Genomic DNA, 18,485 nt, shown 5'->3' on the forward strand with positions numbered 1-18,485 from the left:
CGAATGGCGAGGAATACGATAAAAAATAAAGAGCTAAGCGAGGAAGTGCAAGAGGAGATGTCTGATGCTTTGGAAGAAAAGGTGGAAGAGACGGAAGATTTCCTGAAGTCCATTTTCTCCCAAAAGAAGCTCTCTACTTATCTCGTTGCCAAGAACCTACCGTTCGTGGCTTTTTTGGCCTTGTTGGGTTTGCTTTACATTTCAAACCGACACCTTGCGGAGAATACGGTTCGTCGAATCGACCGCCTAGGGAAAGAGGTGAAAGAGTTGAGTTGGGATTATAAATCGTTGAATGCCGAGTTGATGAAATTAACGACGCAGACAGAAATAGCGAAACGTGCGGATACATTAGGTCTGAAGGAAAGAACCGAACCGCCGATCAAATTGCAAGTAGTAAAAGAAGTTAAACAGTAAATACAAGAACCATTACATGAATATTAGGAAATCCATATTGATTAGGGTGTACCTGGCGTTCGGGCTAATGGTATTTGGTGCCCTATTGGTTTTCGGGAAGCTCTTGCATTTACAGTATGTGGACGGTGACCGTTGGAGAGCGATCGCTGATAGTTTGACAATTCGCGAGCGTGTTGTTGAAGCTGCACGTGGAAACATCTATTCAAACGATGGTAGCTTATTAGCAACCTCGGTGCCTGAGTACGACATTCGTTTTGATGCGATGGCGATTCCTGCTGAAGAGAACGATGTTTTTAACGCTCGTGTAGACTCCTTGGCAATTCAACTATCAAAATTCTTCGGTGATAAATCGTCCAGACAATATTTGGGACAATTGAAAGAAGCGCGCGCCAAGAAACAGCGCTATGTGTTGATCAAGCGTGCGGTCTCGCATCAACAGTTAAAAGCATTAAAGCAATTTCCTTTATTAAAAGGGTTCAAAGAAAATAAGAAACGCTACTCAAGTAGCTTAATAGCAGTGCGCGAGAATAAGCGCATTTTGCCGTTTACTAATCTTGCGGCTCGTACCATAGGTTACAAAAATACCAAAGGCGACACCGTTCGTGTCGGCTTAGAGGGTGCTTATGGCGATTATATCGAAGGGCGCAGCGGTGTACAATTAATGCAGCGTATCGCAGGCGGTGTCTGGATTCCGGTGAATAGAGAGATGGAAGTTGCTCCGACGGATGGTTCAGATATTATCGCAACCATCGATGTCAATATGCAGGACATGGCGCAACGTGCATTGGAGAAGCAATTGATCCAAAGTAACGCTGATAACGGTTGTGTGATCCTTATGGAAGTGAATACAGGTGAGGTTCGCGCGATTGCGAATTTCACACGTGATACCGAAGGCGTTTATAGAGAGAAATTTAATTATGCAATTGCACAGGGTGCGGATCCAGGTTCGACTTTTAAGATTGCATCTTATTTGGTGGCATTGGATGATGGCGTGATCGACACGAATACTATTGTAGATATTGGCAACGGTACGTATAAAGTGCCGAGCCATACGATTCGCGATTCGCATCCGCCGAAGAAATCTAAAGTTACCGCAAAAGAAGCATTCGAAGAGTCTTCGAATGTGGGTGTTGCCAAGTTGATCAATCAGCATTATGGTAGCAACCCTGCAAAATATACAGGTAAGCTGCATAAATGGGGCTTGAACGATCCACTAGGCTTGCAGATTCCAGGAGAAGGTAAGCCTTGGGTTAAGATGCCGGATAGCCGCTCATGGAGCAAATTGTCTTTAGTGCAGATGGCTTACGGCTACGAATTGAAATTGACTCCGTTACAGACACTGACGTTGGTGAATGGCGTAGCGAACAATGGGCGTTTATTGGCTCCCTTATTCGTTAAAGAAATCCAGCATTTAGGAAATACCGTGCAAAAGTTTGATGCACGCGTCATTAATAAACAAATGGCATCGGAAGATGCTATCCGCAAGATGCAGAAGATGATGGAAGGTGTAATGGTGGAGGGAACAGGAAAGCGCTTGCGTAGTCCGTTGTACAGTTCAGCGGGTAAAACCGGTACTGCGCAGATGGCGGACGGCTCAAGGGGATATGGCGCTCGTCGTTATCAATCATCTTTCGTTGGTTACTTCCCTGCGGAGAATCCGAAGTATTCGATGATCGTCGTGATCCGTAACCCAAGAAATGGTTATTACGGTGGGTCAGTTGCCGGTCCGGTATTTCGTGAGTTAGCAGACATGGTTTATGCGAATGACCTGTCTTTACATAGCACATTAGACAAGCGTCAGGTAAATTTTAAAGGAGCGAAAGTTCCATATACATTGAGAGGTTCGAAAGATGCCACAGCAAAGGTTTATCAGATGTTGGGTATTCAGTCCGTGAACTGGAATGCGATAGTTCAATCGGATTCAGGAGCGAACAGCACCAACGCTTTGCCATTTACGAGCGCAGAGTTTAAAGAAGGGGTTGTTCCGGATGTAAAAGGTATGGGCTTAGTGGATGCCATCTTTGCGATGGAGAATGCAGGCTTCAAGACCACTGTACGTGGAAAAGGAAAAGTTTTTAATCAGTCATTAGCTGCCGGACAGCGTTTGAAGTCGGGTACTAAGGTGTTAATTGAATTACACTAATATGTTGTTAAAAGAATTGTTACATGCTATCCCGGTAAAGGATTACCAAGGCACTCTCGATGCAGAGGTGACTTCGGTATGTCTGGACTCTAGAAAAGCACAGGCAGGTTCTGCCTTTGTAGCGGTTCGTGGGCATCAAACGGATGGTCATTTGTTTATCGCAAAGGCTGTCGAGTTAGGTGCAAGCGTGGTGTTATTGGAAGAATATCCTGCTGAAATTTCAGAGGGAGTAACCTATATATTGGTTGATGATTCTTCATTTGCGCTAGGTGTTTTTGCAGCGAATTTTTATGGTAATCCATCCAAAGATTTAAAATTAGTAGGGGTTACAGGCACTAATGGTAAGACGACGGTGGCGACATTGTTATTCAATCTTTTCACGAAGTTGGGCTACCATGTTGGATTGTTATCAACGGTTCAAAATCAGATCGGCGATCGCATTGTTCCTGCTACACATACGACACCAGATCCGATTTCTTTGAACGCATTATTGCGTGAGATGTTGGATGATGGTTGCGACTATTGTTTCATGGAAGTGAGCTCGCATGCCGTTGTTCAGCAACGCATTGCTGGATTACGCTTTGCGGGTGGGATTTTCACGAATATCACACATGACCACTTAGATTTTCACGGCACTTTTGCCAACTATATCAAGGCAAAGAAGAAGTTCTTTGACGATTTAGATCGCTACGCTTTCGCATTGACGAATATCGATGATAAGAACGGTGTAGTGATGCTTCAAAATACATTTGCGCATCGTAAGACTTATGGTCTGCATCAGATGGCTGATTTCAAGGCTAAGATTTTGGAAAGCCATTTAGATGGGATGTTGCTGCAGATTGATAGTCAAGAGCTATGGGTTAAGTTGGTTGGGCATTTCAATGCCTACAATTTATTAGCGGTATATGGCGCTGCCATTTTATTGGAGCAGGAAACCATGAAGGTTCTGACTGCTTTGAGCGAGATTTCGGGTGCAGAGGGACGATTTGAAACGGTACGTTCGAACAATGGGATTGTTGCTATCGTGGATTATGCCCATACGCCGGATGCAGTTGAGAATGTGCTGGAAACGATTCTTGATTTAAGAAAGCAAGGTCAACAGGTATTAACGGTATTAGGCTGTGGTGGTGACCGTGATAAAACAAAGCGCCCGGAGATGGCGGAAGTTGCCGCTCGATTGAGCGACAAGGTGATATTGACGTCGGATAATCCGCGTTCAGAAGATCCGGTACAGATCATCAGAGATATGGAAGCTGGCTTGCCGGCGGAGAAGAAGAAGAACGTATTCTCGATTACCGATCGTAGAGAAGCGATTCGTGCGGCGGTTCACTTAGCACAACCGGGAGATGTTATCCTTGTTGCAGGCAAAGGGCACGAGAAGTATCAAGAGATCAAGGGCGTGAAGAATCACTTCGACGATCGTGAGGAATTAGAAAATATATTTAACGAGATCAATTAGAGAGGATGTTATATTATTTATTTACTTGGCTTAATGAACATGTTCATATCCCGGGAGCTGGATTGTTCCAGTATATCTCATTCCGGACGGCCATGGCAGTTATTGTTTCGTTAATTATCACGACGGTATTCGGTAGTCGTTTGATTCGTTTGCTTCATCAGAAGCAAGTAGGCGAAACAATTCGTGATTTAGGTTTGGAGGGCGAGAAGAAGAAGCAAGGAACACCGACGATGGGTGGATTGATCATTATCGCAGGTATCCTTATCCCAACCTTACTGTTCGCGAAGCTAGATAATATCTATGTCATCTTAATGATCATCACGACGGTATGGATGGGGGCGATTGGATTCTTGGATGATTATATCAAAGTATTCCGTAAGAATAAAGAAGGATTAGCGGGACGTTTTAAAGTAATCGGTCAGATTGGTCTTGGGGTTTTGATTGCGATCACCATGTATTTCCATCCGGATATCGTGGTTCGTCAGCAAGTGACCAACCCGACTTCTTCGAAACCGGTGGAGGTGGTTATCAACCCATCAACTGGCGAAAAGATTTATGCGGAGAATGTGAAGTCGACCAAGACGAATATTCCATTTTATAAGAATAATGAGTTTGACTATGCGAAAGTCTTAGACTTTTTGGGTGTGAATAACCCTTGGGCGACTTTCATGGTTTTCTTAGTTGTGGTCGTATTTATTGTTACGGCGGTTTCGAATGGGGCCAATATAACGGATGGGATAGACGGGCTAGCCACGGGGACCTCGGCAATTATGGGGATTACTCTGGCGATTTTAGCCTATGTATCGGGTAACATTATTTTCTCGGACTATTTGAACATCATGTACATTCCGAACTCGAGTGAGTTGGTAATTTTTGCCGGTGCCTTTATCGGTGCATGTACAGGTTTCCTTTGGTACAATGCTTATCCTGCTCAGGTTTTCATGGGCGATACAGGAAGTTTGGCCATCGGCGGTATCATTGCTGCTTTTGCGATCCTGATCCGTAAGGAGCTTTTGATTCCGGTATTATGTGGGGTCTTCCTGATTGAGAATCTATCGGTAATTCTTCAGGTGTCCTATTTCAAGTTCACGAAGAAGAAATATGGTGAGGGTAGACGTATCTTTTTGATGTCCCCATTACATCACCACTACCAGAAGAAAGGATATCATGAATCGAAGATCGTGACGCGTTTCGTCATTCTGTCGATTATCCTCGCGATTTTGACCATAGTTACATTGAAAGTTAGATAAAATAAGAAGATGTCAAATATAGCACATACCTATTATCCACAATCTGGCCGCCTGGTTATCCTAGGTGCGGGCGAGAGTGGCGTAGGTGCTGCAATTTTAGGTAAGGATAAGGGCTTTGATGTATTTGTTTCCGATATGGGGCAGATCGCCGATTCTTATAAGCAAACCTTGGAAAAAGAGCAGATTTCTTTTGAAGAGGGCAAGCACAGTGAGGAATTGATATTGAATGCTGATTTAGTGGTGAAGAGCCCGGGTATTCCGGAGAAGGCTCCATTAATCAAGCAGCTACGTTCTTTAAATAAACCATTGATCTCAGAGATTGAGTTTGCCGCTCAATACACCGATGCGAAATTGTACTGCATTACAGGATCCAATGGCAAGACGACAACCACCATGCTAACCTATAGCTTGTTGAAAGAGGGCGGGGTGGATGTTGGTCTGGCAGGGAATATCGGTAACAGTTTCGCTTTGCAGGTAGCTCGTGATCCGCATGCATGTTATGTATTGGAGATTTCCAGCTTTATGTTGGATGATATGTATCATTTCCGTGCAGACGTTGCTGTCATCTTAAATATTACGCCCGATCATTTAGATCGTTACGAATATAAAATGGAGAATTATGTGGCTTCGAAATTCAGAATGCTGCAGAACCAACGCGAGACGGATTACTTCATTTACTGTTTAGATGATCCGGAAACAGTAGCGGCATTGGATAAGCATCCGACAAAGGCTATTCATTTGCCATTTACACAGGAGCAAGCATTAACACAGGGGGCTTTTGTTGATGCAGACAACACTTTGAACATTTTAGTACCTAATAGAGAAGTTTTTACCATGAATATTGAAGAATTATCGTTACAGGGCAAGCACAATGTTTACAATAACAGTGCGGCGGGATTGATTGCAAAAGTTCAAGAATTGCGCAATCAGTCGATGAAGGAGAGTATGGGATCCTTTGTAAATATTGAACACAGACTTGAGTATGTAGCTAGCGTTGGTGGCGTGAATTATATCAATGATTCAAAGGCAACAAACGTGAACTCGGTATGGTATGCGTTGGAGAGTTTCTCTACGGATATCGTATTGATCATGGGGGGTGTGGATAAAGGCAATGATTACGACATGTTGCGTGATCTTGTGAAGTCTAAGGTAAAGGCTATTATCTGTATTGGTAAAGATACGGGCCGCATTCATGAGGCTTTTGAGGATGACACAGAAGTGATCGTTAATTCCGCGTCAATGTCTGATGCGGTTCAGATTGCTTCTCATCTTGCGAAAAAGGGAGACACGGTATTGTTGTCGCCTGCTTGTGCAAGCTTTGATTGGTTCAAGAACTACGAAGAGCGTGGTGATAAATTTAAGGAAGCTGTAATGGCTTTATAATAATATAGGGGGGATCTATGGAATACATTTTTTCTAAACTAAAAGGCGATAAGTGGATCTGGATCATTGTGATCTTGTTATCCATTTGGTCACTATTAGCAGTTTACAGTTCTGTAGGTACTTTGGCTTATAAAGAAGGCAAAGGTACCGAGATGTATCTGTTCAAGCACCTATTTATCGTTGTTGCAGGCTTAGGATTAATGTACTTATCTCACAAGTTGGATTACCGCTATTATGCCGGTATATCCAAACTGTTAATGTTGATCACGATTCCTTTATTATTATACACTTTGCTGTTTGGTAGCAAGGTGAACGAGGCGAGCCGTTGGTTGACTATTCCGATCATCAATCAGACGTTTCAAACGTCGGATTTAGCAAAGCTTGCCTTGATTACATTCTTGGCGCGTATGCTGTCGAGAAAACAGGAAGAAATTAAAGACGTTAAAAAGTCGTTCATCCCAATTATGGGGGCAGTATGTGCGGTGTTCGTGTTAATTGCCTTGGCAAACTTATCTACAGCATTGATGCTGTTTGGTGTAAGTGTTTTATTGCTGATGATCGGACGTATCGACTTCAAACAGATTGCGGTGGTATGTTTAGGCGGAGCGGTGTTGTTGACACTGGTTATGCTTTTAGGTCCACGTCGCGGTACATACATCAGTCGTATTCAGGGATTCTTCCAAACGGAAGAGGTTCATGATTCGAAGGGTTCATTCCAGGAGGATAAAAACTTCCAGGCAAACAATGCGAAGATTGCAATTGCAACGGGGGAAATGTTCGGAAAAGGCGTTGGTAATTCAGTTCAACGAAATGTTTTGCCGCACCCATATTCGGATTTCATCTTTGCGATTATTATTGAAGAGTATGGCACGATAGGGGGAGCAGTATTGCTGTTCTTATACATTGCCTTGATGTATCGCTGTATTCGAATTGTGACTTTAAGTCCGCGAGCCTTCGGCGCCTTTTTGGCGGCAGGATTGGGCTTCAGTTTGACGATACAGGCTTTAGCTAATATGGCTGTCGCGGTAGGGCTTGGCCCGGTAACGGGTGTTCCATTACCCTTGGTCAGTATGGGGGGGACGTCGATTTTGTTTACGAGCGTGGCCTTGGGAATCATCCTAAGTGTGAGCCGTAACATTGAAGAGTTGAAGCATAAAGAAGAATTAGACGTAGTTAAAAAGCCAGCTGCTCGTAAGGTGGTAGTTGGTACTATTTAAATATATGGCGCATAAAGTAATCATAAGTGGAGGCGGCACGGGAGGACATATTTTCCCGGCGATTGCGATTGCGAATGCATTGAAGCAATTGGCGCCCGACACGGAGATTTTATTTGTTGGTGCAGAGGGCAAGATGGAGATGGAGCGTGTGCCAGCAGCAGGATATGAGATTGTAGGTCTGGATATCGTAGGTATCAACCGTCAATCCCTATTGAAAAACTTAGCGCTTCCATTCAAAATGCTGAAGAGCCTTTTGAAAGCGCGCAGCGTTCTTAAACAGTTTAAAGCCGAAGTGGCTATTGGTGTCGGCGGGTATGCATCAGGTCCATTATTGATGATGGCGAATATGATGGGTTTACCGACGATCATCCAAGAGCAGAACTCTTATGCCGGAGTGACCAACAAGAAGTTGGGCGCAAAAGCGAAGAAGATCTGTGTTGCCTATGAGGGTATGGATCGTTTTTTTCCAGCCGAGCGCATTCTGTTGACCGGTAATCCTATTCGTAAGTCTTCCGTAGCGATTGAGAACAAGCGCGAGGAAGCAATCAATGCCTTTGCATTGGACATGAATAAGAAGACTATTTTGGTTACGGGTGGTAGCTTAGGCGCGCTGACATTGAACGATTGTATCAAAGCGGGTATTCCGCAGTTTGTAGAGGCAGGTGTTCAGGTGATCTGGCAGTGTGGCGGTTACTACTATGAGAAACTAAAAGAGGAACTGGGCGACTCGCTTCCAGAAGAGATCAAATTGATGGCTTTTGTAGACCGTATGGATTATGCATATGCGGCGGCAGATGTGATTGTTGGGCGTGCAGGTGCAGGTACTATTTCGGAGTTATGTGTGGTTGGAAAACCTGTAGTATTGGTTCCTTCACCGAATGTTTCGGATGATCATCAGACGAAAAATGCGATGGCATTAGTCAGCAAGGACGCAGCGATCATGGTGAAAGACGATGAGGCACGTGAGGTTTTAGTCAGTAAGCTATTAAGCTTGTTGAAAGATGAACCGAAAATGCAAGCCTTAGGCGACGCAATCAATAAACTGGCACTAGCAGATGCTGATGTGGTGATTGCACAAGAAGTATTGAATTTAATAAGAAAGTAAAGATGAATATCGACAAAATCAAACGAGTTTATTTATTGGGTATCGGTGGTATCGGTATGAGCGGTCTTGCTCGTTATTTTAGTCGCTTAGGTTGTGAGGTTGCGGGCTATGATCGTACGTCGACAGAGTTGACTAGGACATTAGAAGAAGAGGGGATGCCGATTATTTATACGGATGATGTGGCAGCAGTGCCTGCATCGTTTGAATCGGCAGGTGAAGATACCCTGATCATCTTTACACCAGCTATTCCTGCAGACTTAGCTTTGAAATCTCATTTCATCAAAGCGGGTCATGAGTTGTACAAACGCTCACAGGTGTTGGGTTTTATTTCAGCAAGTCGTTTCACGATTGCTGTTGCAGGAACACATGGCAAGACAACAACGTCGACCATGGTTGCTCATATATTGAAAGATAGTGGTTATGATTGTTCTGCCTTCTTAGGTGGTATCAGCACGAACTATCAGAATAACGTATTGTTTGGCGATAATAACGTCGTGGTTGTAGAAGCGGATGAGTATGATCGCTCGTTTCTGACGCTACACCCGAATATTGCGATCGTTACATCTGCGGATGCTGATCACTTGGACATCTATGGCGAAGCGAGTAAGCTTCAGGAGTCTTTCCAAATGTTTTTGGATCGCGTAGTGGAAGATGGTCAAAAGATCGTAAGGAAGGGATTGCCATTTGCGGCAGATATCAACTATGCTCGTGAAGAGGTTTGCGATGCATACGCGGAGAACGTTGTTGTTAAAGATGGCGAGTTCTATTTTGATTATCATTCGGAAGATTTGACGATCAAGGATATTCACTTAGGTATTCCGGGGTTGCATAATGTAGAGAATGCGGTTGCTGCGATTACTGTTGCGAAGCTATTAGGGATTGCTGCTCCGAAGATCGTTCATGCATTATCAACATTTGCAGGGGTAAAACGTCGTTTCGAATATATTTTTAAATCACCTGAGCATATTTACATCGATGACTATGCGCATCATCCGGAGGAATTGCGCGCTTTCTTGACATCGATGAAGAAGCTATATCCGAATAAGAAGTTAACGGTTGTTTTTCAGCCTCACTTATTCACTCGTACGCGTGACTTCGTAGATGGCTTCGCTGAGGTTTTAGCTTTAGCAGATGAGCTGTTGTTGATGGAGATCTATCCGGCTCGTGAATTGCCGATCGCAGGTGTGGATTCTCAATGGTTGTTGGAAAAGATTCGCTTGGAAAATAAGCGTTTGGTAAGTCCGGAAGAAGTATTAGCGATTGTAAAATCCGAGAGCCCGGAGTTGGTTGTGACGGTAGGTGCAGGTGATATTGATAAGTTGGTTAAACCGATTAAAGAAGTATTGACAAATGCTTAATAAAATTAGAAACATACAATGGCGCCAAGTGGGCTACTTTTTCCTAGGAATTGCTTCCCTGGTAGGAGTTGGTATGTTGATGAGCCTCGTAACGAAGAAAGATCAGGTGCAGGTATGTACGTCACTAAAGGTTTTAGTAGAAGGTAAAGAAACGTTCATTGATCAGCAGGATATTTCGTCAATGATTCAGGATAAGTTTGGGCGTGTTGTGGGTAGGAATCTGAATGAAATTCCTTTGCAGAAGATCGAGAATGAGTTAAAGAAATCTCCTTACGTGTCGGAAGCAGATGTACACATGGACATGGATGGAACGATGCAGGTGCAGGTTTTGCAACGTGAGGTTGTTCTTCGTGTTATCAATCAAATGGGGCAGGAGTATTATGTAGACTCCAAGAACCAAAAGATTCCGGTGACATTGAAATATGTTCCACATGTGATGGTGGCGAACGGAAATATTAAAGAAGGTTATAAGAAGGCTTTGGAGCCTGTTCAATCTTCCCTGGTAAAGGATTTAGTAAATGTTGTCGAGCATACAAAGAACGATGATTTATGGAGCAATCAAATCGTGCAGCTCTTTGTTAACAGCGATCGTGACATCGAAATCGTCCCTCGCGTTGGTGAGCAGTCATTGATTATCGGGAGTGCTGATTCATTGGATTATAAATTGAATCGACTGACGACCTTCTATAAGCATATCATGCCAAGAGTGGGGACTGGCGCCTATAGCAAAGTGAATGTGAAATATGGCGGCCAAATTATTTGTGAGCGTAATGGTGACTGGTTCATCGACAGCTTGCAGATGAAAATGAATAAGAAGTAAACAGAAAGAATTAATAACATACAGCATCAAACACAGCATATGAAACCTAGAATTGTAGAAAATGAAAAAGAGAATCCAATTATTGTTGGATTGGACATCGGTACAACAAAGATTTGTGTAACCGTTGGTCGTCGTAGTGGGGTCAATAAGGTGGAGCTTTTAGGTGTCGGCAAAGCTGAATCTGCAGGTGTTAACCGTGGGGTAGTAGCAAATATCCAGAAAACGGTTACAAGTATTCGTGAGGCCGTTGCCGTAGCGGAGGGGCAATCAAACGTAGACATCAAGGTTGTCAACGTGGGTATTGCGGGTCAGCACATTAAAAGTATTCAGCACCGTGGTATCTTAACCAAGAACGACGATGATGAGATTGGACGTTTAGATATTGAGCGTTTGATTTCGGATATGTATAAATTGGTTTTGCCTCCGGGAGAGGAGATTATCCATGTGTTGCCTCAAGAGTTTACTATTGATAACGAACCTGGTATCAAAGAACCTATTGGTATGGCTGGTCGTCGTGTGGAAGCAAATTTCCATATTATCTCCGGTCGTGTTACTGACATTAAAAACATCAAGCGTTGTGTAGATAATTCAGATCTTGAAGTTTCTGAATTGATCTTAGAACCTCTTGCATCATCCGAAGCTGTGTTGGATGAAGAGGAAAAAACGGCAGGTGTGGTGTTAGTTGATATTGGTGGTGGTACTACGGATGTGGCGATCTTCCATGAAGGTATTATTCGTCATACGGCGGTAATTCCATTGGGTGGAAATATCGTTACAGAAGATATCCGTCAGGGATGTTCTGTATTGCGCAATCAAGCGGAGCAATTGAAAGTTCGTTACGGTTCTGCATTAGCTGACGAAAACAAAGATAACGAAGTGATCTGTGTACCTGGTATCCGCGGTCGTGAAGCAAAAGAGATCTCTGTGAAAAACCTAGCTTATATTATTCAAGCTAGAATGGAAGAGATCATCGAGCATGTTTACTACGAGATTAAGTCTTCAGGTTATGAAGATAAATTGATTGCAGGTATTGTTATTACAGGTGGTGGTGCGCAGTTGAAACACTTAGTTCAATTAGTTGAATATATCACAGGTATCGATTGTCGTATTGGTTACCCGAATGAGTATTTAGCAAAGACCGAAATGTTGAACAAACAAGCCTTTGACGAGCTTAAGAGCCCATTGTATGCAACGGGTATCGGATTGTTGATTAAAGGTATACAGTCGATTGAAGAAGAGGAGATGCGCAATGAAGAAAAAATAGTTAAAAAAGCTCCTCAAACAAAAGAAAAAGCGAAAGAAGGCGTTAAAGAAATAGCGGAAGGACAGTCAAAAAAGGAGGGTTGGTTAACTCGATTCTTAGGCGACTGGATCAAGGATGGCGCCGATATCGACGATGACACATTTATCGGAAAGAAATAATTTTCCACATCGTTCGATTTTTCCACATTTTAACAAATGTGGAAAACTGTTGTTAAGATTTTGGTAATATTACATTAGAATTGTTGAGTCAAATTGCGATAACGTAATTGCTTGAGGAAGAATTAAATAGGATAACATATATGTCGATACAATTTGAAATGTTAAAGGAGAATTCATCAATTATCAAGGTAATTGGTGTTGGTGGTGGCGGTGGGAATGCCGTAAATCACATGTATAAGCAAGGGATTTCTGGTGTAGACTTCATCGTTTGTAATACAGATGCGCAAGCATTGGAGCTTAGCCCGATTCCAAATAAGGTTCAATTAGGTGCAAGCTTAACAGAAGGTATGGGAGCAGGTGCTGACCCTGATGTTGGTGAGAATTCAGCTATCGAAAGTATTGAGGATATCAAACGCATGTTGGGTACCAATACAAAGATGCTTTTCATCACTGCTGGTATGGGTGGTGGTACAGGTACTGGAGCAAGTCCGGTATTGGCGAAGGCTGCGAAAGAATTAGGAATTCTAACCGTTGCTATTATTACTACTCCATTTACTTTCGAAGGTAAAAGACGTCGTATGCAAGCTGAGGAAGGTCTTGGCGAATTACGTAAATATGTAGACTCTTATTTAGTTATCTCGAATGATCGCTTGCGCGAGATCTTCGGTAACTTGACCATGACAGCTGCATTCGCGAAAGCAGATGATATTTTAACAACTGCTGCAAAAGGTATTGCAGAAATCATTACTATCCCGGGCTATGTAAACGTCGATTTCAAAGATGTTCGCACAGTAATGAATGATAGTGGTGTTGCAATCATGGGTAATGCGATTGCTACTGGTGAACAACGTGCATTAGACGCTGTAACTGGTGCTTTAGCATCGCCATTATTAAAAGATAATGAAATTGAAGGTGCTCGTTACATCTTGTTGAATATTACTTCCGGAAAACGCGAAGTAACTATGGACGAGGTTGCTATCGTTACAGACTACATTCAGGAGAAAGCTGGTTTATCCGCTGACTTGATCTGGGGTAACTGTATCGATGAGAACTACGACGAGGAACTTTCTGTTACTATTATAGCTACAGGTTTCCAAACATCGGAAGAGCGTGTTAAGGAAAAAGAAAAAGAGAAGATTGCTATTCCCTTAACTCCGGAAGTTCAAACTTCTGCTTTCGTTAAACCTGTTTCTCAGAATCAATTTGCTGAGCGTCCTGCGGTAGATCAAAGTGCTTTTGTAAAGCCTTCTCAACCTGTAGAAAACCCATCGGCACAACCTCCGCAAGATCTATTCTCTAATAAGACGGTGACCAGTCCGAGTACAGCTGCTGTGGCTGAAAACAGTGACAAGATCATTCGTCATACGTTAGAGTTCGACAACTCATCAGAGGTTGATGAAGTTGAGGAAGATTCAAACCCGCACGGTTTTGAATTGAAGACAACGCCTTCGTTATTCGAGTTCAAATTGCCAACGGTATTTGATGCTTACAAACCGGCAGAAGAACAACAAGAAGAAGAAGCTCCGATTTCTAACGAAGCACTTGAACAATTTCCTGTAGCGGAAGTAGAATTGGAAGAAGCGAAGAAAGAAGAGATCAATTTCGAAGATCAATTATTGAAAACGAAAGAGCGTATCTTACGTTTGAAAGAGTTGAGCATGAAATTAAAATCTTCCAATGGTCTTCAAGAATTAGAGAATGAGCCTGCCTACAAAAGAAAGCAGAAGACTTTAGAAGATGTTCCACATTCTTCGCAGTCTCAAGTGTCTCGTTTCACTTTATCGTTCGACGATGGAGAGACTGAAATCAGACCAAACAACTCGTTCTTACACGACAATGTTGATTAATCTTATCCTATTTAATAAATAAGGGTGGCCTGAGAAGGTCACCTTTTTTTTTGTTTTTAGATTTTGATTCTTGGAAAAAGATGTTAATTTTAAGCTAGTTACTAAATATAAACTCATAAATCTAACAGTTATGGCAAGTATTGATAAATTCAAGGAATTAAAATCTCTTATTGACGGTTTAGAAGGCGATGCAGAAAAGTTCTTCTCTAAAGGCAATAGCGCAGCAGGTACGCGCGTGAGAAAAGGTCTTCAAGACATTAAAACGCTATCGCAGTCGTTGCGTCTAGGAATTCAAGATTTAAAGAATAAGAAATAAGCTTTTCTTCAAGTCTCGTTACATTCTAAGCCCGTCAGGGCTTTTTTAATGCCCAAATTTTTGATAACTTCAACGCTATGAAATCAATACAAAACCCGATATGGTTGATGAGCTCGGCCTATGATAAATTAAATCAAACAGAACTCTTGGATATTGCCCGCGCAAATGGTGCGCAGGGTGTCGATCTGTGTGTGTTCCGAAAGGATGGTACCAGAGAAGACCATACAGCGACGCATTTAGATTACGAAGGGTTTGGACCGGAGCAAGCAAAATCGACCTTAGAGCGCTTTAATACTAAGGAATTGAGGCTGTCTTTGGGTGCATTCGAGAATATGATTGGTGGTGATGAGATCGAACGCGTAAAAAACCAGAACCACTTGTTAAAACTAATACGAATAGCATACCTTTTAGGTGGCGATGAGAATGATGTAAAGGTCGGAACTTTTGTCGGTTACAACCATGCGTTGGGCAATGAGATAGACGGTTTTCAGAAGAACTTAGAGGAGTATAAGCGAGTGTTTGGACCAATCATTAAATATGCCGAAGACTTGGGGGTAACTGTTGTATATGAGAACTGCCCGATGGAGGGCTGGCGCTCTTCGCGCTATACGAGTACCTATAACAATCTGCCTGCGGTGCTGGCTGCTCGGAAGCTCATGTATGCGATGATTCCTAGCAAGGCACATGGAGAAATCTATGACCCTTCGCATGATATTTGGCAAAATGTGAATCCTGTTGATGTTATTAAAGCGATGGATATCGATCGTTTAAAACGTATTCACGTAAAAACAACCAAGATGAACGATGGAAAAGCAAGAGTGGAGTGGGGAGGGGTGTATCCAATGCAGCATGTCGATGCTGAACTTGCAGCTGCTGCAGGTGTTGCTGTTCCACAGCATGATTGGGATAGACATCATTATACAGCAATGATGCCCGGCTTTGGTGGTACAGATGATATGGACTGGAATGCTTTTGTAGCAGCATTACATGACCGGAAGTTTAGCGGACCATTTGAGATAGAAAATGAAGCTAAGAATTCCAAGGATACCCAGAACATGGGAGCGATTAATCAGGGAGCAAAAGCTTGTATCAACTTCTTGGCGCCGCTTCTTTGGGAATTAAGCGAAGAAGGATATACGTTTAAGAATCAGCAGGAACTAATACTAGTAGATCGTAAAGATATTCCGGTAGTGGATATGGGGCATTTGCTAAGCTAGATGCCGAACGCCAGAAACAACTGAAATAATAAAAAAGGAGTAGTTTAACTACTCCTTTTCTGCATGTATCTTAAACAGAGAAATCAAATCTGGGATATTGTGCACATTTAATTTCTCGAAAATTCTACTCTTATAAGTGCTCACAGTCGACGAACTCAAGTTCAAACGGCTCGACACTTCAATAATTCCTAAGCCTTCAATAAGATGTCTTGCCACATCCATTTCACGGTTCGAAAGTTTATATAAAGGATTTAGGCTATCAATTTTCGATTTGCTGGTCGTTAGCTTTTGTACATAAAGATCCTTGATCGCATCCGACATGTACTTTCCACGTTCAAAAATGCTATTGATGGCGTTGGTGAATTCGCTCATGCTGGTAGTCTTATTGACATATCCGGCTGCACCTGCTTCAATATAACGTAGGGCATATAGACTTTCGTCGTAAGATGAGAATACCAAGATTTTAAGGTCAGACTGTGTCTCCAATAATTCCTTAATTACTTTGATATTATTACCGCCGGGCATATTGATATCTAGCAATAATAGGTCAAACCTGCTTTTCGATAACTTGTCATAGACCTCATCATATGTTTCAGCATGTACAATTTCGGTATTCTTAAGGGTTTCTTTAATGGCTGTCGATACTCCTAACCGAACAATGATATGGTCATCAGCTATTAGTATTTTTTTCATGTATCTGCTGTTACTTTAGACGACTTTGATGTATTGTAAATTAATAAATTTGTCTAACAGAATCTCGACCCCGAGTTTCTTATTATGACGAAATAATTGTTTTATAATGTAAATATCTTAAGGTCATTTTATGACTAGGCTATATATTTACGCTATAAATATAACGGTTTCTATGATATTTGTTTATCATATGTTGCATTTATTTTTCAATTTGCCAATTATTCTATCGAATAAGTACTATATATTCTTAAAAATATTTTAGATTGTGATATCAAAGCATTTTTTTTGCGTTTGTTAGGGCCTTAGTCTAAAGTCAGGCTGGCAAATTTCGCAGTAAAATAAAAAATAAAATTATGGGGTTTTTTAAAGAATTCAGAGAGTTTGCCATGCGTGGCAGCGTAATCGACCTTGCAGTCGGTGTTGTAATTGGTGGAGCGTTCGGTAAGATCGTTACTGCCCTAGTTGATAAAATTATTATGCCGCCAATCGGAATGTTAACCGGTGGTATCGACTTTTCAAGCATGAAATATGTGTTGAAAGAAGGCAACGAGGCAGCAGGTGTTGCTGAAGTTGCAATCGGTTATGGTGAGTTTATCAATGTGCTTATTCAATTTTTCATCATTGCATTCTGTATTTTCTTGGTGATAAAAGGTATCAATTCATTGAAACGTGAAGAACCAGCTGCTCCTGAAGAGGCTCCAGCACCTACAAAAGAAGAAGTATTACTTACAGAAATTCGCGATATCCTAAGAAACAAATAAGATAGGATACTATAGGAAAGCAGATTATGGATGCCGAAGGTTGAAATAATCTGCTTATTTATTTGCTATTTTTCCTTCCTAATGGCGCTCAGGAACTTCCGAGTGTCGTTTTTCATTGAAAGTTTTATTATTTATTATTTCAGTGTTGCGGAATTGTGAAATAAACTTTATTTTTGCATTCCTCTTCGGAGGGAGAAATTGAATCAAAGTATTAAAACAAGCATAAAAGCGTCATGAAGAGAACATTCCAACCTTCACAAAGAAAAAGAAGAAATAAGCACGGTTTCAGAGAGCGTATGAGCTCTGCAAATGGTAGAAGAGTATTAGCTTCTCGTAGAGCTAAAGGTAGAAAACGTCTTACTGTTTCTGACGAAAACCGTCACAAAGGGTAATCTATTCGGTCTCCGGTGATCCACGAGCCGAGCGCTAATATGCCGGATCTATTCATCGAGATGAAGAAATATACATTTTCAAAAGAAGAACGATTATGCAGCAAAAGGTTAATTGACGGCCTTTTCCATAATGGTTCTTCTTTTGTTGTGTATCCTTATCGCGTGATCTACTCGCGCACTGCAGTCGCACTACCTTTCCCAGTTCAAGTAATTACCTCAGTTTCTAAACGGCGTTTTAAGCATGCCGTAATGCGCAATCGCTTAAAACGATTGATACGTGAGTGCTATCGTTTAGAAAAACATAATCTTTATGATTATTTGAACGAACATTCCCTACATTTGCTATTAGCTATACAATACATCGGTAAAGAGGAATTACCTTTTACTGATCTTCATCAGAAAATGAAGATGTTGTTAGAAAAATTATCACATGAACTTGCTTCGTCTACTTTGGGAAAAAGGAATTAAGCTGCCCCTGCAATGGGTTTTCTTAATTATCATCCGTTTCTATCAGCTTTTTATCTCGCCCTTTCTGGGGGCAAGTTGTCGCTATACCCCGACCTGTTCGCAGTATGGCAAAGAGGCGATAATGAAGTACGGACCGTTCAAGGGAGGCTGGTTAACGATAAAACGTATTGTAAGCTGTAATCCATGGGGTGGCCACGGCCACGACCCTGTTCCTTAATAT

At 42.1% G+C, this 18,485-nt stretch carries 18 protein-coding genes; 17 read left to right on the forward strand and 1 reads right to left on the reverse strand.

The features are described 5' to 3' along the window. The first annotated feature begins 3 nt into the window (after positions 1–3). The 13 genes from B2400_RS14815 (at position 4) to B2400_RS14875 (ending at position 15,951) form a co-directional block, all read left to right on the forward strand. Positions 4–414 carry an FtsL-like putative cell division protein gene (locus B2400_RS14815; RefSeq protein WP_149525095.1) on the forward strand — a complete coding sequence of 137 codons (411 nt, stop codon included), beginning with the start codon at positions 4–6 and terminating at the stop codon, positions 412–414. Between the two features lie 16 nt (positions 415–430). Next, positions 431–2,557 (forward strand): penicillin-binding protein, encoded by a 2,127-nt coding sequence (locus B2400_RS14820; protein ID WP_286650356.1) that lies wholly within the window; start codon positions 431–433, stop codon positions 2,555–2,557. 1 nt (position 2,558) lies between these two features. Continuing rightward, on the forward strand, positions 2,559–4,016 hold the full coding sequence (locus tag B2400_RS14825) for a UDP-N-acetylmuramoyl-L-alanyl-D-glutamate--2,6-diaminopimelate ligase (protein WP_149525097.1): 1,458 nt from the start codon (positions 2,559–2,561) through the stop codon (positions 4,014–4,016). Positions 4,017–4,021: 5 nt separating this feature from the next. Further along, positions 4,022–5,266 carry a phospho-N-acetylmuramoyl-pentapeptide-transferase gene (mraY, locus tag B2400_RS14830; RefSeq protein ID WP_149525098.1) on the forward strand — a complete coding sequence of 415 codons (1,245 nt, stop codon included), beginning with the start codon at positions 4,022–4,024 and terminating at the stop codon, positions 5,264–5,266. 9 nt (positions 5,267–5,275) lie between these two features. Further along, positions 5,276–6,649, forward strand: a complete 1,374-nt coding sequence (gene murD / locus B2400_RS14835) for a UDP-N-acetylmuramoyl-L-alanine--D-glutamate ligase (protein WP_293934588.1) — start codon at positions 5,276–5,278, stop codon at positions 6,647–6,649. A 17-nt stretch (positions 6,650–6,666) separates the two neighbouring features. Next, complete coding sequence (locus B2400_RS14840; RefSeq protein ID WP_149525100.1) at positions 6,667–7,866, forward strand: FtsW/RodA/SpoVE family cell cycle protein; 1,200 nt, start codon at positions 6,667–6,669, stop codon at positions 7,864–7,866. A gap of 4 nt (positions 7,867–7,870) precedes the next feature. Further along, positions 7,871–8,971 carry an undecaprenyldiphospho-muramoylpentapeptide beta-N-acetylglucosaminyltransferase gene (gene murG, locus B2400_RS14845; RefSeq protein WP_286650357.1) on the forward strand — a complete coding sequence of 367 codons (1,101 nt, stop codon included), beginning with the start codon at positions 7,871–7,873 and terminating at the stop codon, positions 8,969–8,971. A 2-nt stretch (positions 8,972–8,973) separates the two neighbouring features. Then, positions 8,974–10,329 (forward strand): UDP-N-acetylmuramate--L-alanine ligase, encoded by a 1,356-nt coding sequence (gene murC, locus B2400_RS14850; protein ID WP_149525102.1) that lies wholly within the window; start codon positions 8,974–8,976, stop codon positions 10,327–10,329. Continuing rightward, on the forward strand, positions 10,322–11,149 hold the full coding sequence (locus tag B2400_RS14855) for a cell division protein FtsQ/DivIB (protein ID WP_149525103.1): 828 nt from the start codon (positions 10,322–10,324) through the stop codon (positions 11,147–11,149). The genes murC and B2400_RS14855 overlap by 8 nt, the downstream gene beginning before the upstream one ends. Positions 11,150–11,188: 39 nt before the next feature. After that, positions 11,189–12,571, forward strand: coding sequence for a cell division protein FtsA (ftsA, locus tag B2400_RS14860; RefSeq protein ID WP_149525104.1), 1,383 nt, complete (start codon positions 11,189–11,191; stop codon positions 12,569–12,571). Between the two features lie 140 nt (positions 12,572–12,711). Continuing rightward, positions 12,712–14,418, forward strand: a complete 1,707-nt coding sequence (ftsZ, locus tag B2400_RS14865; RefSeq protein ID WP_149525105.1) for a cell division protein FtsZ — start codon at positions 12,712–12,714, stop codon at positions 14,416–14,418. 130 nt (positions 14,419–14,548) lie between these two features. Beyond that, positions 14,549–14,734: a histone H1 gene (locus B2400_RS14870; RefSeq protein WP_149525106.1), complete on the forward strand. Its 186-nt coding sequence runs from the start codon at positions 14,549–14,551 to the stop codon at positions 14,732–14,734. 77 nt (positions 14,735–14,811) lie between these two features. Beyond that, complete coding sequence (locus B2400_RS14875; RefSeq protein WP_149525107.1) at positions 14,812–15,951, forward strand: sugar phosphate isomerase/epimerase family protein; 1,140 nt, start codon at positions 14,812–14,814, stop codon at positions 15,949–15,951. Between the two features lie 48 nt (positions 15,952–15,999). Here the strand turns inward: B2400_RS14875 and B2400_RS14880 are convergent, their stop codons facing one another. Beyond that, positions 16,000–16,644 carry a response regulator transcription factor gene (locus B2400_RS14880; protein ID WP_149525108.1) on the reverse strand — a complete coding sequence of 215 codons (645 nt, stop codon included), beginning with the start codon at positions 16,642–16,644 and terminating at the stop codon, positions 16,000–16,002. Positions 16,645–16,997: 353 nt separating this feature from the next. On the opposite strand from B2400_RS14880, the gene mscL reads away from it, so the two are divergent. The 4 genes from mscL to yidD all read left to right on the forward strand — a co-directional run bounded on the left by mscL (position 16,998) and on the right by yidD (position 18,482). After that, the gene (gene mscL, locus B2400_RS14885; RefSeq protein WP_149525109.1) at positions 16,998–17,405 is read left to right on the forward strand and encodes a large-conductance mechanosensitive channel protein MscL; all 408 of its coding nucleotides are present in this window, start codon (positions 16,998–17,000) and stop codon (positions 17,403–17,405) included. Positions 17,406–17,638: 233 nt separating this feature from the next. Further along, on the forward strand, positions 17,639–17,797 hold the full coding sequence (gene rpmH / locus B2400_RS14890) for a 50S ribosomal protein L34 (RefSeq protein ID WP_149525110.1): 159 nt from the start codon (positions 17,639–17,641) through the stop codon (positions 17,795–17,797). A gap of 39 nt (positions 17,798–17,836) precedes the next feature. Further along, positions 17,837–18,265, forward strand: coding sequence for a ribonuclease P protein component (locus B2400_RS14895; protein ID WP_246172465.1), 429 nt, complete (start codon positions 17,837–17,839; stop codon positions 18,263–18,265). After that, positions 18,228–18,482, forward strand: a complete 255-nt coding sequence (gene yidD / locus B2400_RS14900) for a membrane protein insertion efficiency factor YidD (RefSeq protein ID WP_149525111.1) — start codon at positions 18,228–18,230, stop codon at positions 18,480–18,482. The genes B2400_RS14895 and yidD overlap by 38 nt, the downstream gene beginning before the upstream one ends. Positions 18,483–18,485 lie beyond the last annotated feature (3 nt).

The organism is Sphingobacterium sp. UBA6645 (assembly GCF_002455685.1).
Lineage (GTDB): Bacteria > Bacteroidota > Bacteroidia > Sphingobacteriales > Sphingobacteriaceae > Sphingobacterium > Sphingobacterium hotanense.

Coding starts and splice junctions, on each gene's coding strand:
- murG (WP_286650357.1), top strand. CDS start 7,871: ATGGCGCATAAAGTAATCATAAGTGGAGGCGGCACGGGAGGACATATT.
- B2400_RS14895 (WP_246172465.1), top strand. CDS start 17,837: ATGCCGGATCTATTCATCGAGATGAAGAAATATACATTTTCAAAAGAA.
- ftsA (WP_149525104.1), top strand. CDS start 11,189: ATGAAACCTAGAATTGTAGAAAATGAAAAAGAGAATCCAATTATTGTT.
- ftsZ (WP_149525105.1), top strand. CDS start 12,712: ATGTCGATACAATTTGAAATGTTAAAGGAGAATTCATCAATTATCAAG.
- B2400_RS14870 (WP_149525106.1), top strand. CDS start 14,549: ATGGCAAGTATTGATAAATTCAAGGAATTAAAATCTCTTATTGACGGT.
- rpmH (WP_149525110.1), top strand. CDS start 17,639: ATGAAGAGAACATTCCAACCTTCACAAAGAAAAAGAAGAAATAAGCAC.
- B2400_RS14875 (WP_149525107.1), top strand. CDS start 14,812: ATGAAATCAATACAAAACCCGATATGGTTGATGAGCTCGGCCTATGAT.
- murC (WP_149525102.1), top strand. CDS start 8,974: ATGAATATCGACAAAATCAAACGAGTTTATTTATTGGGTATCGGTGGT.
- B2400_RS14825 (WP_149525097.1), top strand. CDS start 2,559: ATGTTGTTAAAAGAATTGTTACATGCTATCCCGGTAAAGGATTACCAA.
- B2400_RS14815 (WP_149525095.1), top strand. CDS start 4: ATGGCGAGGAATACGATAAAAAATAAAGAGCTAAGCGAGGAAGTGCAA.
- yidD (WP_149525111.1), top strand. CDS start 18,228: ATGAACTTGCTTCGTCTACTTTGGGAAAAAGGAATTAAGCTGCCCCTG.
- mscL (WP_149525109.1), top strand. CDS start 16,998: ATGGGGTTTTTTAAAGAATTCAGAGAGTTTGCCATGCGTGGCAGCGTA.
- B2400_RS14820 (WP_286650356.1), top strand. CDS start 431: ATGAATATTAGGAAATCCATATTGATTAGGGTGTACCTGGCGTTCGGG.
- B2400_RS14880 (WP_149525108.1), bottom strand. CDS start 16,644: ATGAAAAAAATACTAATAGCTGATGACCATATCATTGTTCGGTTAGGA.
- mraY (WP_149525098.1), top strand. CDS start 4,022: ATGTTATATTATTTATTTACTTGGCTTAATGAACATGTTCATATCCCG.
- B2400_RS14840 (WP_149525100.1), top strand. CDS start 6,667: ATGGAATACATTTTTTCTAAACTAAAAGGCGATAAGTGGATCTGGATC.
- B2400_RS14855 (WP_149525103.1), top strand. CDS start 10,322: ATGCTTAATAAAATTAGAAACATACAATGGCGCCAAGTGGGCTACTTT.
- murD (WP_293934588.1), top strand. CDS start 5,276: ATGTCAAATATAGCACATACCTATTATCCACAATCTGGCCGCCTGGTT.